This is a genomic window from Brucella pecoris (assembly GCF_006376675.1).
GTDB lineage: Bacteria > Pseudomonadota > Alphaproteobacteria > Rhizobiales > Rhizobiaceae > Brucella > Brucella pecoris.
In genome coordinates this window covers 20608-34650 of the sequence record NZ_VEWK01000002.1, presented here as the reverse complement: position 1 = coordinate 34650, position 14043 = coordinate 20608, and the positions used below count along the sequence as shown (strand labels likewise).

The window sequence follows — 14043 nt, the reverse complement described above, 5'->3', positions numbered from 1 at the left end:
CGGCGGCCCGTTCCCAAGCCACCGCGCACCGGTATTAGAAGTTGGCGTTGAGGCGGACGTTGCCGACACCGGACGGGTTGGCTGTTGCAGCCACGGCGACACCGATCTTGGTGGCACCGGTCGCGATCGTCGTAGCGATGCCAGAGGCGTCAGCGTAGATCTCGGCGCCGACAGTCCAAGCTTCAGCGGACACTTTGGGAAGTTCGTACACGCCACCGAGAGCTAGTTCGAACTCTTCGCCGATAGCGGCCGAGGTGGCAGCGATACCAAAGATCTTGCCGACGACAACGAGCGAACCGGAAGTGACGGCTGCTACCGCGACAACGGTGATAACCTTGCCGGGCTGAATGAAATTGCGCATGGGGATGCTCCCTTGTTTCGCACAAATGGATAGGGCGCCGACCGTGGGTCAGCGCCCTTGGTGATGGTGACCGAAGGCCAGATTACTTGGCGGTGCCGGCGTTTTTGTACGCGAAGCGGTAGTCGGTCAGGCCAACACCGAAGTCGTGAGCCAGCGTGTATTCGACGCCTTCAACGTCGAAGCCGAGACGCTCGTTCGTACGCGGGGTTTCGGAACCAAGCAGGTGCAGGTAGTGAATACCGCGACCCATGGTCGATGCCGCATCAGCGAACAGGAACCATGCCTTGGTTGCCAGAGCGTCGATGCGATGCTCGTAAACCGGCTGGATCGAACGGATCACCTGCGGGACAACGTCCGCCGTGGTGGTCGGAACGGTGATGCCGGTGATCAGCTTCTGAGCGACGGTTTCATTGTCCGCGCCGACGAAGAGGAACTTCGGCGTGACGTTGATGGATTCACCGTCGATGTTCTTCTGCTTGCGGAACTGCAGGCGGGCTGCTTCAAGCGCTGCCTGATCGATCGCGGTGCCGGTGCCAGCAAGGTTGTTGTGATCCGTATGGAACAGAACCTTGTTGTCTTTCAGCTTCAGGACGTTGTTCAGGATCGCGCCCCAGACGATGTCGCCTTCGAGCTTGGCGGCCTTCAAGCCCCAGTTCGCGACGAGCTGCATGAATGCATTCAGCTGGTCATTGATCAGCATTTCACGGGTGAACCCGATCTTGCGACCGTACGACTGGAGCTTCATACCTTCTTCGCTTTCGCGAAGGGTGCCGGACTGGAACTCGCCATGCTCGTTCTTCGGCAGCAGGTCAGGAGCCGAACCGATATCGAGCACCTTCGTTTCACGGAAGTCGGAGAGGACAGTCCGGGTTGCGAAGAGCTGGAAGGTGTTTTCGTACAGGCCGTACGCATTGAGAAGCGTCTGCGTCGTGATGTCCTGCAGGATGATCGGGAAGTCCGACGTGCTGTGCAGAGCGCGCTGTGCGACGTCGTGCATCGAGCCACGGGTGCTTTCGCCACGGGCACGCAGCAGTTCCTTGGCGATGTCCATGGTGGACATGGAACGCCATTCGCGGGCACCGTCTTCGAGCTTGGTGACCACGTTATTGCGATGCAGGATTGCGTTAGCAACCATACGGCGCATGGTTTCCTGAGAGTCCTGCATTCCGCGAGTCTCCACGACAGGGAAGGTTGGGTTGGCCGCCTGACGCTCGACCATCTTGTCGAAGAGGGCGTTGCGGAATGCTTCCACATCGGTGCCGGCGTCGACAGCGGTGCGGACCATTTCGTCGTTGACCTCAAAGCCTGCCGTGCGTGCCAGGTCATTGATGTCCTTGACTCGCTTGCGTTCGGCAGCGACGGCAGCGCGGGACTGCTCTGCGACCTCTGCCTGACTGACGGCAGCTGGCTGCGTGACAGGCGCTACCGGCTGCTGTGCTGCACGGGTCTGATTGGCTTCAGCTGCGGCGCGGGCCGCATCGTCAGCTTCCTTGCGCTGCTTGTCTTCCTCGTCGTAAACGGCGATGAGGCGAGCGCGCAGAGCGTCGTCGGTTTCGCCTTCGCTGCGGGAAATACCAGCGCCGAGGGCCAGGGCCGCGAGTTTATCTCCGTTGTAGGACTTAGCTGCTTCGCGCTTATTCATGGGTGTAGTCTCCGTGATGTTTGCGGACTCGACCGCTTCAGGGGTTTCCTGGCGAACCAGAACTTTTTCGACGTCCTTGCCGGTTGGCTCGGATCGAGAGATGGCCTCGGCATCCGCCGGTACGGGCACGACGGATAGCTCCATCGGTTCCCAGTCGATCGCCCGGAGGATAGGCAGTTGCCCGTCCGACCCCTCGGTCTTCTCGTATCGGTGAATCTTGTAGCCAACCGAGATGGACAGCGGGTGCCCGTCCTTGAGATCCCGAAGGATCGTCTCGGCCTTTTCGTTGCGGGAGAACTTGATGGTGGCGTAGCCCCGACCGTTCTCGATCTTCACGCTGCCCGGAATTACCGTGCCAAGGCGTGAGTCCATGGACCACTGTTCGTGGGTATCGAGCAGGGACATGGCGTTGAAGCGGTCCATACGGATCGCCTTCTTGTCCACGGCCAGCTCTTCCATGTAGTACCCTTCGTCCCAAGAGTACCGCTTGACCTTGGCGCCGGTTGTCCAGCAAACCTCGACCGTTCGGTCATCTTCGTTGAAGGTATCAGAGCGCACCTCACAGGCCGCATAAGGCTTAGGGATGCGGATCTCTTTCTCAAGAGCCTCTCTAAGGGGTTTTGGCATTGCTGCCTCCGCTGTTGGAATCGCCGTCCTGAAGCCACTGCGCTTGGCCTTGTGACGTCACCCTGCGAGGGTCACTGTCGAGCACGACCTTGCTTGCCGTCTTGTCGACAGCAGTGTTCCATTGATCGATTTCATTAAGGACTTGCTGCGGGTCACGGCCGGTTGCAGCGATGACATCCTGCATAGAGCGCTTGCCCATGCGGACCTCAGCGAGATCAGCGCGAGCATCGTCAAGGCGGGTGATGCTTGCCACTTCTGGCGGAACCCACTCGACCTCTTCACTCCATGTTTTCGGTATTGAACCGTCCAGAATTGCGGCTTGGATAAACCAATCCCACACCTTCTGAAGCACCATCGGAATGATGTAGTGCCACTGCACGATCTCTACGAAACCCTGATAAGCGAGCAGGCCAAGCTTGCCAGAAGCGAAGTTTGCCTGACTGAAATCGCCGGTCATGATTTCGTAGGGCATGCGGACACCAGCTGCTATGCTGCGCTGACGAGTGCGGATGTAAGCCTCAACACCTGCCGAGATGGCCGGGCTGTTGAACTTGATGTCCTTGCCGCCACGCAACACGCCGAACATGCCGGGCTCCATTCTTTCGAATGGGGATCCGTAGATGTCCGTGACATCGACAGGGTCTGCCTTGTCCATGGTCTCGTCGAGGCCGATGTTCGGATCGTTCTCGTCGACTTCATCATCGCCGGGGATGACCATGCCGACCATGCAGGACTCGACTTTCTTGCGGATGTTCTCTGCAAGCTCGTAGTCTTTCAGCTCGCGAATCTCGTTCATCACCGAGTGCAGCCAAGGCACACCGTGCACCTGATTGTTCTGCGGCTCATACAGATGTGCTATCTCGTTCTCTGGGATGAACTTGCTCGCCACGTTGTCGAGGCCACTGGTCAGATACGACAGGCCAGATTTCGGATGATCGTTGAACATCCAGTAACCGCGGCGATTGCCGATGGCATCGAACTCGACACCCTGAACAATCCGATTGCCGGGATTGCCGGGCGGAACACCCTGCTTGCTCCAGTCGCAATACTCAGACTCCAGGATCTGGAGCTGAAGAGGGACGGGGAACCCGTCGCCCCGACTGCGGATACGCCGGCGAACATAGACCTCGCCGTCCTGAACCATCATGCGGGCCATCAGATAAATGCCGCCGTCGAAGTCCAGGCCGGTGCCAGAGAAGCAAACCTTCTTCCACTTATTGAACAGCGACATCACCTTCTCGTCTTTGACGCGAGGGGTAATGCCGAAGCCAACGAAGTTGTCGGCGTGCTTACCTACGATCGTTGTCGCGATCGGATTATTGCGGACAAGCTCTCTCGATCGATCCCGGAGGGTTTGTCCCGCTTTGCGGATTTCTGCATCCGCCGTACCCGATACAACGTTGATGCCTTTAGCAAGACGTCCGGTCGACGCCCCCTCGTATGAACGAGCGCCATCCAGGATCTCCATGCGTCGTCGTTGCGCCGCGCGCGCAGCCCCGGCCTTCGGGTTGAAATACCCGATGGCCTTGTCCAGTAGGTTCGCCATTAGTACCCCCTGCTGAACGTGGTCAGGATCGTGTGCTTCCGACGCCGTTGCGGGTTCACTTCGGCCTCGAGCTCGTCGATGATGGCCTTCATGTCAGCGCGGTTTCGGTAGGAAACGTCACGTTCTCGGAACTTCACACGGATGGCGCCGAGGTAATACGCTTCCTTCAGATCCCGGAGGAAGGCTGCCTTCTCTTCCGGCGTGAACGTGAAAACGTTCGGTGCTGGTTCATCGGCCATCACCAGATGCTCCCTCTGCTGCCCCACACGCTCGATGGCCGCGCAGGCCGGTTAGGGGCTGGACGGGTCGGCTGTGCTTCTGGCATTTCGGTAGGTTGAACTTCACGAACAACGCGCCTCGAAGGGTTCACGTCGTCTCGCAGCTTGGACAGGTTGAGGATCATTGCGCAGGCGCCCTGCATGGATTCACAGTCGAGGAAGTGGTTTTCCTTCGCCCGCTGCACCCACTTCACCTTGCCGCCGGGAGCGCGCATGCGGCTCTCGGAAACGATCTGGCGGGCATAATCTTCGCTGATGTCCTCGGGCAGATACCACGCACCGGGCGAGTCCTTGGCCCACCGGATCTTCTGCTGTACCCACGACTTGAAATAGTCGGTGTCCAGCCGGAGTAGATCCAGACCCTTTTTGATTTCCTTGCCGCCGATCTGAATGTCGATCTTGTTTGCCAAGAGCGGCTTGCGCATCGGGTTTGACGATCCCTTGGTCGCCCGCACGAGATGTGGGAAGCGACGAGCGAATGCGTAAACCCGGTGCTCGGGAACAAGGAACTTTTTACCCGGCCGATAGCCGGAATCGACCAAAGCCAGCTTGAGGGGTAGGCCGTCGTAGGTATCCGTCAGCACATTGGCGAACGTGTCCCAGACTTCCTCACCCTCGGTCAGGCCGTACAGCTCACGGGCTTCGACCAGCCATGACGTGCCGCCAGCACCCCATCCACGGATAACGTAGATGAGACGGTCAAGCTGCACGTCGCAGGTCAGCGTCAGAACCTTAACGGTTTCAGGCACTTCGCCCATGACGTAATCGTCGGTGCATTCCATGACCTCGCCCCATTCAGGGGCAGCGCCACCGCCCGGCGAGTACAACTCACCGAAGCCTTGGTTCTTGACCGATTGGATGGACCGAGGATTGCCAGACCGCACGGCTTCGACATAAGCCGCAGCACGATCGCCCCACGATTTGAACGGGGATGCAAGACCTGAAGCCCAATAGCTCAAGGTCCAGCTTTCGGGCTCTTCGCCGTGGATGACTCCGTCCGTGTCGATGGATTGTCCAGGCGCAACATAATCGCCGCGCTCGTTCATCCATTCCTTTGTCGTCTTGACTGGATCACCATCAGGAGAGGGGTCCATTTCATAAATCAGGCAGCCGTTGCGAGGACACTCGAGGTGCGCTGTCTTCATGGCTAATGAAGGCTTCGATGGAAGCTCTCTGCCATCTTCCGCTTTCGGCTTATCCCACGACAGGCAAGCGAACCGAGGAATGAAGTATTCCTTGCAGTGAGGACACGGCCACGCCCAATGATGCCTTGTGCCGGTCATCCATAGCCGCCAGACAGTGGACTTGATCTCTTCTGGATCTGCCTCAGCCCAGAACTCAAGGCCGCTATCGTCGTCGGTTTCCACTTCGACAGCCCCCTCACTTGGCGTTGACGTGATGGCGTGGACGAAATCCGGGTAGGTGTCGCCACGCGCATCGATCATACCGACAGGGTCGCCTTGACCTTTCAGGTTGCTAGCCAGCTCATCCACTTCGTCCGTTACGCACAATCCGTAGGGATCTGATTTCAGAGCCGTCGATGACCCACCGTGAGCCAGTCGCAGCGGCACACCGCTGATGAGTTTCTTGGTTTTCTTCTGCTTCGACTTCACCGCAGACAGCCCCTTCAGGGAGGTGCTCTTCATGAGCTCATCAATGCGAGGCTCAAACTGGTTGGTGATGAAGTCTTTCGACGGGCCCACGTACAAGATCGGAACCGGCTGCGTATCTAAGCGCTCCCCGATAAGGTCTAGGAACGTTTCTGTTTTCCCACTTTGGGCGGAGACAACGAACACAACACGCTTGTGCGTACGGCCGTGAACAGCCATCGCGAACTTCGTCATGTATGGAGTCTTGTGCGGATCTCTCGGCCCTGGGTGACCAGCAGTTTCCGGGTACTCTCGATTGTCCATCGCCCATTGGATGGGGTTAGTCCTCGTCCTCGGAGTCAGCATCTTCCTGACCCGTGCGTAAAGTATCGATCTTTTTTCCGAGACGATCGGCGAGGCGAAGCCTTCCTTTATCAATGATGTCATGAAGCCTTTGCCGCTCACGCGGTTCCTTCGTGATTTCGGCAGGCAACCCGTTCAAGTACGAGAGGAAGAGTCCTGCCAGTTCATCAGCCGTTCCCAGAGCCTCATCGAGAGAGATGAGCTCACGGTCTTTCCTCATGCGCGTCATCCTGGCGTCGATTACCTTTTCAGCTCGCAGCTGATCGAGCCCTTCGTTGCCAGTCTTCTTGACGGCGCCTTCGCGCAAATACGTTGCGTATGATTGGAAGACCGTGCCCACCCGGTACTTGCCCAGAGATTCCGAGAAGATGACCTCTTCCTCTTTCTCCAGTTGCCGCAGTCGGCGCGTCGATATCCCGATCGCTTCAGCAAGGTCGGTCTGGTTGACAATCATGTCCGCCAGCTTGACCTTCAACTCTGGTTTGATTGAAGCGCGAGGCTTTCTGGTTGACGGTTTCTTGGCAGCCGGCTTTTTCAGCGGAGCCTTTTTCGGGGCCGGCTTCTTCGTAACCATTAGAACCTCATGAGTTTCTCTAAGCGCTTACCAACATGCAGCTCGAGCAGCTGCGGCCCGAAAAGCAGGAACGTATCCAAGGATTCGTCTTCCGGGATTTCCTTCATGAGGGCGGGGCCGAACAACCGGCGGATCTTGCCGTACTGCACCCCCGAGGAGGCGAACTTGCCGCCTGCACCTCGTGGCTGATTAGGCTTCCGGCCGAAGGTCCAAAGCACTTTCGGAGCGCGACTAGACGTCCCGGCGCTCGGTGGCAGCATTGAGTAGAAGTTTCCGTTGGCTTCAAACGATCGCTTGAAGATGCGCGGATTGTTCCACACCCCTGAACGGACAGAGCCACGCTCAAGAGCTGTGCGGCCAACATTCAGTCGGTTGCGTTTGCTAACCGAGCGAAGTCCCCGATATTCATCAATGTCCGTACCGCCCTTCACACCGAAGATGTCAAAGGCAAGAATTGCTTTGCGAGAAATACCCCGCGTACCGGCGACAACGTACTTATTGTAGTTTCCGGCCTTCAGGTTCATTTGCTTGGTGACTGCACGCTGCACCTTCGTCTTGGTCTTGCGACCAGCATCGACAACTCCACGATGAAGGTCGTCTCTGAACTTCCCACTCGCAAGCCGATCTGAAAGTTTGGTGAAGCTTTTCAGCGAGGAGATGTTGGATACACCGAGCTTGATCTGCATTTCGACCCCCAAACGATATGTTTGTTCTACAGATCACCCTGCAATGCGGCGTCTATGGAGAATAATATTTCTACTGGCCGGTAGCCCGTCGCCAGAATTTTCTACGTTTACCAGCGTGTGACCAGGTGATCCCATCGTGGTTTTTCAAACCCGGCTTTCGCGGAATCGGAAGGGTAGAATTGAAATGATCAAAACCACTCAAAGACTGCGCTGCGCCCGACCCGCGGTGCCCCGCCCCCCTGCCAGAAGAACCTAACCGGCCACGGGGTCTAACCCATTGATATGCAATGACATTTGATGGCGGCTCACGTGGGCGTGCATGAGGCGTGCACGTGGGCGCATGGGTAGGCGCGTGGGTGCATGGGTAGGCGCGTGGGTGGCGTGCACGTGGGCACGGGCATAGCGCGCCATGAGCGGGCAGGCATGGGCAGGCGCTGGCATGGCGTGGGGCATGGCAGGTGCCTTCCGGCTTCGCCTTCGCTTCGCTCTGCTAGTCCTGTTAGCGTATGTGGATTGTGGTTATGTGCACCATGCGCGGCGTCCGGCGTCTGGGCCGTACCTTATCGCCGCTGGCAATAATGGCTTATGGGCATTTGTTTGACTCGCCGATTTGAGTCCACGCAAGGGGAAAAGTGAAAAGCCTATCCGCTTTTGCACCATTGCCAGCGCCTGCCGCCTACCGGCCGCATATGCGGTTGACGGCCTATGGCGCGGCCTTCCTGCCGTCATGGCATGGCCGGGCACGTGATACCTGGGTGATGGTTTTTTTAACTGATAACAAGTAAATTCATAAAAAAATCAACGCATTAGTATCCGTCTGGCTTCATATCGAATTTTCCGGCGGTCAAAAATCATAACAGCTCAAACGGTTTTTGAGCGCGCTAACATATTGTTTTTGTTTTGTTATTGCATCGACGATCCATTGAAAAACCGGCTTGAAAATAGCCTGTTTTTTGGGAGCTGTGGCGGAAATGTAATTCGTTTCGTATAAATTTGTTTTGTTTGTTTTCAATACGTTAGATACAAAACGTATAATTTATTAAAAATAGCGCTTGCGTTTAATACGCTCTGAATTATTCTATGTGTATCGAAGCAACGGCAACGGGGCAACGATACGCCAGACCGGCAACGGGCAGGCGGGTTCTTTGAAAACAAGACAACGGCTTTTGCCCTGTTACTTGCTAGGCGGACGTAAATCGTGACTGACTTGTCAGTGTGGATTAGCGGGGTTGAATAGGTTCTAGGGATCAACAAAGGCGCGGTTGCGAATCGGTGATTGATGCGTGTGAAGTCTTACAAGCTTTGCCAGTCAATCGGGGCCTGCGAGAAAATCTAACGTGAATGTTAGTCCGGCCTGACTTAACAATAGGACGCTTGCGAATATGCGCCGCCGGAAACGGGACGGGCGATAAGGCAAAGCACAATAGGCAATATGCGGTCCGGCTGGAATAACCCGGTTTGATGCACTGAACATGCGCCGCTCTATAAGGCTAGTCCCCGGCAAGTGCCGGATGTTTCGAGATAAACCATTCAAAGAATTTTCAACGTGAAAAGGCTGGAATTGCTGAAAAAGCTTTCCGGCTTTTTCCGTTGCGATAGCTCGGCGGTTAGGCCGGGCTTTTTCAACGGAAAGGCAAGGCAATGGATTTTGAAACTGCGATGGAAAGCAACGTCTCAATCAATGCGGCAATCGCTGAATTGGCACGGCACGGACACAAGGCAATCGATTTTGACGATTGCGAGCTATTCGATTGTGTATCCGGCGAAACAATCGCCGCTATCAACGGCGGATGCATTGCAGGCGGTGCCGTTCTGGCATGGCTTGGCTACTGAATTGCAGCATAAAGGGCAGGGAAAGCCTGCCTTTTGTGAAGCTATTCGGCTTCAAACCCCGCAATTATGCGACAAATGGAAAAGGAATTCATCATGGCTACTTTCAACGTTCTCAAAGGCAACGCGCTCGGCAAGGCAATCGAAGGCCGTGGGAAAGATGTTGCCACGTTCACGGCTCGGGAGCACCAGCTCGCCTATTCGGCTATCGCTCATCTGGATGAACACAACGATGCAAAGTATGTGAACGCGCTTTATGCCGTCACGCCGGTTAACTACCGTGCCGGATTGCGTGCATGGGTAGGCGCTTTCTCGAAGGCGAAGTTTGAAAAGGAATCGCAGACGTTCGTCTATGCGAAGGGCAAGGAATCGAACCTTGAAAAGGCGCTGGAAATTGCTCCGGCGAACTATGCCAAGGAAGCCAATGCAGGCGCGAGCAAGGCGGCCAAGTCCCTGATGGAACGTGTGGAGTCCGCGGCGAAAAAGGTCATCGACGATGAAGCGGCAAGCCGTGACGACAAGGCTTTCGCTCGCGCCTTGAATAACTTCCTTGCCATGCACAAGCGTGCCCTGACGCAGCCAAAGGCGGAAAAGCCTGCGAAGCCTGCCCCACGCCTTATCAAGGCGAAGCCGGAAGCAACGGCGGAAGCGAAGGCGGCTTAACCTGAAAAATCGACAAGGCCGGGTCCGAATAGGGCCCGGCTTTTCCGTGAACCCCTGCAAGGGCGCTTTCGTGCGCCTTTTCACGGCTTCACGCCGATCTCGCAATCATGCGCTCATGGAGAAATTGTCATGCTTTCACGCCCGGAATCCGTCCGGCGGCAGGCTGATTATGCGCCTTTCCGCCACCCACATTTTGAGACTGCCAAGGCCGCACAACGTGCCGCCTTCCTGCGCGAGCTTGAAGAGTCGGTTCGGCGGTCTGACGCCATGCGCGCACGCCTTTCAACCGCTCGCGTCTTGGAGTCACTGCAATGAAAACCATTCTCGCCGCACTCGCCTTCCTGCCTGTCTCGCTCCCGCATGATACGGCGCCTATTCCGCGCCCTGACATGCCTGCGCAATATGTCGTGGTCGCGTTCGATAAGGGCTTCACAAAGGCAACTATCATCGAAGAATTTCGCGATATTGACGACCTTGAAGCATGTGTCGACGTCGCGCAGTCGTCCGATGAAGGCCAGTGGACTTCATGCGTTCCCGTAACAGGTGAGGCTGAAGCGTATGCGCTCGCCGAACCCACGGACTCCATCGCCTGCCTGTCGGCCGCAATCCAGCCCACTGACGCGAACCTTGAAGCGTGCACGGGCATTCCCGTAGCGGAGTCAATCAATGAATAGCGTTTCGAGCTGTCATCTCCCACTCGCCGCGCCGGGGCTTATCAGCTTCCGGTGCCGCTCGCCTTTCGGCTGGATCATGATCGGCGCGCACGATCCTGACGACGCCATGAACCAAGCCCGACGCTCCAGCGATTCCGCGAACCGCGAGACGCTGCAAGTCTGGAATGGCTCGCGATACGTGCCGGTCTAGCACCACGAACCCCGCAACCATGCGACCCACGGAGAGTGAATCATGCACAAACTGAAAGCCTTCCTGCTCGGAATGAGGGAGTTCCGGCTGTCCTCCACATGGGCCGACCCTGCTCGCAGTGAAGACAACGACTACACCGAGCTTGATGAAGCCTATGACTGCGGCCGCGAACTCGCGCACCGCCTGACGCTTCGCGCCTTCGACTACTAAGCAGACACCCCGCAAACATGCGAAAAGAGGAGATCAGCGCCATGAAAGCGCCCATTGCATACACATACGTCATATTGAACGAACGCCGCCGCTCGACGACCCGCTGGTCGCTGGCAATCCAGTTCCCGAACGGAATCCTTGAGCACCTCACGACATACAAAAGTCGTTACCGCGCCGTGTCCGCCGCAAAGACTCTCGCCGTCGGCTCCTGCCGCATAGAGGTGCGCGCGTGAAAGATGCACTCCGCGAACTGGCTGACTTCCTTTGTTACGACGTCATGCCTGCCGTGGTCGTCACGGTTTTCATGCTTGCTTTCTGGGCCGCCGCGATAGCGCTCGTGTCCTGATAGTTTGGCCTCTGCCCCCTTGAGGCTGACTTCCGATCCCTCAAAACCGGAGGTGTACCATGCGCCGGGCTTTTAAAGCCGGCTGACTCAACTCGGCGGGAAATCCGCGTGACCGCCCGCCCTCGCAACCGGCACGCCCCCCCCCCTCGCAACCATGCACCAGAGAACATTATGTCTTTTGAGACCGTCTTTATCGCCATCGGCTTGATTTATATCGCCGCTTCGCTCGTCGCCTACCGCCTTTTGTTGCGCGGTCGTTGACGCTTTCACCCGCAACCATGCGCACACGGAGACGAACATGTCTGCCCGTCCTTTCATTGTTCCACTCACTTGTCCGTGCTTTTTCAGCGGACGTGAGCTCATCATCTCGCCTGACTGCGAGGAGCATTATACTGCCGTCGACGATGGCAATGACGAAGAGGCTGCGGATATTTTCGCGATAATCTGGTGCGACTTCGTCCCATTGTTCTTGCGCAAGACTGATCCCGAAACAGCCATCCGCGATGCGCAGGAGATGAATGCTCGCGCTCGACTTGCCGGGATAAAATTGTCTGGCCTGCGCGCCGTCAGGCTCCCTGCGCTCACCGACAAACTCGAAACCTTGTGGGAGCCAGACAGCCATGACGACTGATCCCGCATTGCAGGCCGAGATTATTCACCGCCTAGCCATTGGCTGCGAGCGCGTTTCGGTCGCAGAGATGGAAAACCGCTACCGTGCGCTTGGCTACGCCCTTGACCGGGATCTAGACTGCCGCTGCATGTCCCGAATTATGACCGGACCAGATGCTGGCCGCGCATATCCATGCATTACGACCGGCGTCAAAGAAATCGACACTCGCCGATCAGCGTTCCATTTCGAGAGCCGTCGCGACACAAACTACCGTGCGATGCAGCGCCTCCGACAGGACATTTTCGCGGTTACCAAAGGCGCAATCCTCGAACCATAATCCACATTTCCGCCAACTATGGCACCACAACGGAGACTCCCGTGAATATCATGACCAATCCTCAATCCGTTTCCTCGGTCCTCGCCAGCCGCGCGATGATCGTTTCCCTGTCCATCTCGCAATGGTCAGGCCGTCGCCTTGACCGGCAGATCACCGACGAGGTCAACCAGAACCACGGCGCTGCCGCCGACGCTGGCCGCTACAACAAGCTGCTCCTCCCGAAGGAGGCATTGGCGGAAATCGTATCCATCGTCGGCGAAACCCGCTCGGACTTCCTCAAGCGCACATTGCCATGGATGGACAACGGCAGTCGCATCATGGCGAGCGATGCATACTTGCAGCATATGTCATGGGTGCGTGGTCAGGTCGCCAAGTTCGACCGGGCCGTCGACAAATTCCTCGCCGACTACCCGCAATATGTGGCCGATGCCCGTGTCCGCCTGAACGGCATGTTCAAGGACGACGACTACCCGGACGCTCACATCTTGCGCAGCAAGTTCGGCGTTGCCTGCAAGGTTCTTCCGGTCCCCACCTCGGAAGACTTCCGCGTCCAGATGTCTGAATCCCAGGCAGACCGCATCCGCGAGGAAATCGAGCAGCAAGTCTCCGACGCCACCACGGAAGCGGTGCGCGATGTTTACCGCCGCGTGGCAGACGTCACCGGCCGCATGGTCGAGCGTCTCAACGCCTACAAGCCAGCCGGTCGTCCGGGTGACAAGACGGAAGGCGTGTTTCGCGACAGCCTTGTCGAGAATGTGCGCGATCTGATTAGCATCCTGCCAGCATTGAACATCACTGGCGACCGTGAGCTTTCCGCCATGGTCGAACGGCTCAAGCCACTGGCCGAGCACGATGCCTCGACTCTGCGCGATAGGCCAGCGATCCGCCGCGACGTGGCCGATGAGGCTCAGAAGATCCTCGACAGCGTGTCGGACTTTCTCGCATGAGTGAACGCAATCACCCATCGCCTGTTCGATTTCTCCTCATCCCGGTACTCGGCGACATCAAAGAGGAACGGTTTACGGTTGCGCGCGCCACGGTAGTTCCCCGTGCCAAACTATTGGAGCATGTGCGGACGTTCTTCGACGAACCGATAGAGCGCGTGAACGTGCTCTATCGGGGCGAGTACCGCGATATGTTCGTCGGCGAGACCAGTTCGATCAACGACCGTCACATCCGAAACATCCGGGCGACCGAGATTTACCGCAACAATGTGTTGTCCAATGGGTGGGAACCGTCATTCTCGAACCTGCCATTTATATGCGGTCCCGCCGTTCTCTTCCCGGACTATCAGGTGTGGAAATAACCACCCGCAATCATGCGAGAAAGGAAATGCCATGTTCATCGTAGCTTGGTCCATCAATCACGGCGGCAACAACATCGAAGATCATTGGATCGTCGCCGAGACACGGAAACAGGCAGACGCCGAAGCAGCAAAGCTGCAAAAGATCGGCAACCTGCATTGTTGGGCGGTATCTGAAATCAAGGCAGGCTCCGAACCACATTGGATAGAGTGA

Annotated in this window: 20 protein-coding genes; 13 read left to right on the top strand and 7 right to left on the bottom strand. The window is 57.2% G+C overall.

The window, feature by feature from the left end:
* Positions 1 to 34 precede the first annotated feature (34 nt).
* The 7 genes from FIB18_RS03385 to FIB18_RS03355 form a co-directional block, all read right to left on the bottom strand.
* A complete protein-coding gene (locus tag FIB18_RS03385) occupies positions 35 to 361 on the bottom strand; it encodes a DUF2190 family protein (protein WP_140019443.1) in 327 nt (108 codons plus the stop codon).
* An 82-nt stretch (positions 362 to 443) separates the two neighbouring features.
* Entirely contained in the window at positions 444 to 2630 is a 2187-nt protein-coding gene (locus FIB18_RS03380; protein ID WP_140019442.1) for a prohead protease/major capsid protein fusion protein, read from the bottom strand.
* Positions 2614 to 4176: a phage portal protein gene (locus FIB18_RS03375; RefSeq protein ID WP_140019441.1), complete on the bottom strand. Its 1563-nt coding sequence runs from the start codon at positions 4174 to 4176 to the stop codon at positions 2614 to 2616. Before FIB18_RS03375 ends, FIB18_RS03380 begins: the two co-directional genes overlap by 17 nt.
* A complete protein-coding gene (locus FIB18_RS03370) occupies positions 4176 to 4415 on the bottom strand; it encodes a phage head-tail joining protein (RefSeq protein ID WP_140019440.1) in 240 nt (79 codons plus the stop codon). The genes FIB18_RS03375 and FIB18_RS03370 overlap by 1 nt, the downstream gene beginning before the upstream one ends.
* Positions 4415 to 6490 carry a terminase gpA endonuclease subunit gene (locus FIB18_RS03365; RefSeq protein ID WP_407921843.1) on the bottom strand — a complete coding sequence of 692 codons (2076 nt, stop codon included), beginning with the start codon at positions 6488 to 6490 and terminating at the stop codon, positions 4415 to 4417. The genes FIB18_RS03370 and FIB18_RS03365 overlap by 1 nt, the downstream gene beginning before the upstream one ends.
* Positions 6384 to 6980: a hypothetical protein gene (locus FIB18_RS03360; RefSeq protein ID WP_140019439.1), complete on the bottom strand. Its 597-nt coding sequence runs from the start codon at positions 6978 to 6980 to the stop codon at positions 6384 to 6386. The genes FIB18_RS03365 and FIB18_RS03360 overlap by 107 nt, the downstream gene beginning before the upstream one ends.
* Positions 6980 to 7666 (bottom strand): hypothetical protein, encoded by a 687-nt coding sequence (locus FIB18_RS03355; protein ID WP_140019438.1) that lies wholly within the window; start codon positions 7664 to 7666, stop codon positions 6980 to 6982. The genes FIB18_RS03360 and FIB18_RS03355 overlap by 1 nt, the downstream gene beginning before the upstream one ends.
* A gap of 632 nt (positions 7667 to 8298) precedes the next feature.
* Between FIB18_RS03355 and FIB18_RS24745 the strand changes: the two genes are divergently transcribed.
* From FIB18_RS24745 to FIB18_RS03300, 13 genes are all read left to right on the top strand, one after another.
* Positions 8299 to 8451 carry a hypothetical protein gene (locus FIB18_RS24745; protein ID WP_158295686.1) on the top strand — a complete coding sequence of 51 codons (153 nt, stop codon included), beginning with the start codon at positions 8299 to 8301 and terminating at the stop codon, positions 8449 to 8451.
* Between the two features lie 856 nt (positions 8452 to 9307).
* Positions 9308 to 9499 carry a hypothetical protein gene (locus FIB18_RS03350; RefSeq protein WP_140019437.1) on the top strand — a complete coding sequence of 64 codons (192 nt, stop codon included), beginning with the start codon at positions 9308 to 9310 and terminating at the stop codon, positions 9497 to 9499.
* 93 nt (positions 9500 to 9592) lie between these two features.
* The gene (locus tag FIB18_RS03345; protein WP_140019436.1) at positions 9593 to 10159 is read left to right on the top strand and encodes a hypothetical protein; all 567 of its coding nucleotides are present in this window, start codon (positions 9593 to 9595) and stop codon (positions 10157 to 10159) included.
* Positions 10160 to 10288: 129 nt separating this feature from the next.
* Positions 10289 to 10474 (top strand): hypothetical protein, encoded by a 186-nt coding sequence (locus tag FIB18_RS03340; protein ID WP_140019435.1) that lies wholly within the window; start codon positions 10289 to 10291, stop codon positions 10472 to 10474.
* Positions 10471 to 10833 (top strand): hypothetical protein, encoded by a 363-nt coding sequence (locus tag FIB18_RS03335; protein WP_140019434.1) that lies wholly within the window; start codon positions 10471 to 10473, stop codon positions 10831 to 10833. Before FIB18_RS03340 ends, FIB18_RS03335 begins: the two co-directional genes overlap by 4 nt.
* A complete protein-coding gene (locus FIB18_RS03330) occupies positions 10826 to 11023 on the top strand; it encodes a hypothetical protein (protein WP_140019433.1) in 198 nt (65 codons plus the stop codon). Before FIB18_RS03335 ends, FIB18_RS03330 begins: the two co-directional genes overlap by 8 nt.
* A 42-nt stretch (positions 11024 to 11065) precedes the next feature.
* Positions 11066 to 11233, top strand: coding sequence for a hypothetical protein (locus FIB18_RS24740; protein WP_158295685.1), 168 nt, complete (start codon positions 11066 to 11068; stop codon positions 11231 to 11233).
* A 41-nt stretch (positions 11234 to 11274) separates the two neighbouring features.
* Positions 11275 to 11466 (top strand): hypothetical protein, encoded by a 192-nt coding sequence (locus FIB18_RS03325; RefSeq protein WP_140019432.1) that lies wholly within the window; start codon positions 11275 to 11277, stop codon positions 11464 to 11466.
* A 411-nt stretch (positions 11467 to 11877) separates the two neighbouring features.
* Positions 11878 to 12210, top strand: coding sequence for a hypothetical protein (locus FIB18_RS03320; RefSeq protein WP_140019431.1), 333 nt, complete (start codon positions 11878 to 11880; stop codon positions 12208 to 12210).
* On the top strand, positions 12200 to 12526 hold the full coding sequence (locus tag FIB18_RS03315) for a hypothetical protein (protein ID WP_140019430.1): 327 nt from the start codon (positions 12200 to 12202) through the stop codon (positions 12524 to 12526). Before FIB18_RS03320 ends, FIB18_RS03315 begins: the two co-directional genes overlap by 11 nt.
* 41 nt (positions 12527 to 12567) lie before the next feature.
* Complete coding sequence (locus FIB18_RS03310; protein WP_140019429.1) at positions 12568 to 13473, top strand: hypothetical protein; 906 nt, start codon at positions 12568 to 12570, stop codon at positions 13471 to 13473.
* Positions 13470 to 13832: a hypothetical protein gene (locus FIB18_RS03305; RefSeq protein WP_140019428.1), complete on the top strand. Its 363-nt coding sequence runs from the start codon at positions 13470 to 13472 to the stop codon at positions 13830 to 13832. The genes FIB18_RS03310 and FIB18_RS03305 overlap by 4 nt, the downstream gene beginning before the upstream one ends.
* A gap of 31 nt (positions 13833 to 13863) precedes the next feature.
* Positions 13864 to 14043, top strand: a complete 180-nt coding sequence (locus FIB18_RS03300; RefSeq protein WP_140019427.1) for a hypothetical protein — start codon at positions 13864 to 13866, stop codon at positions 14041 to 14043.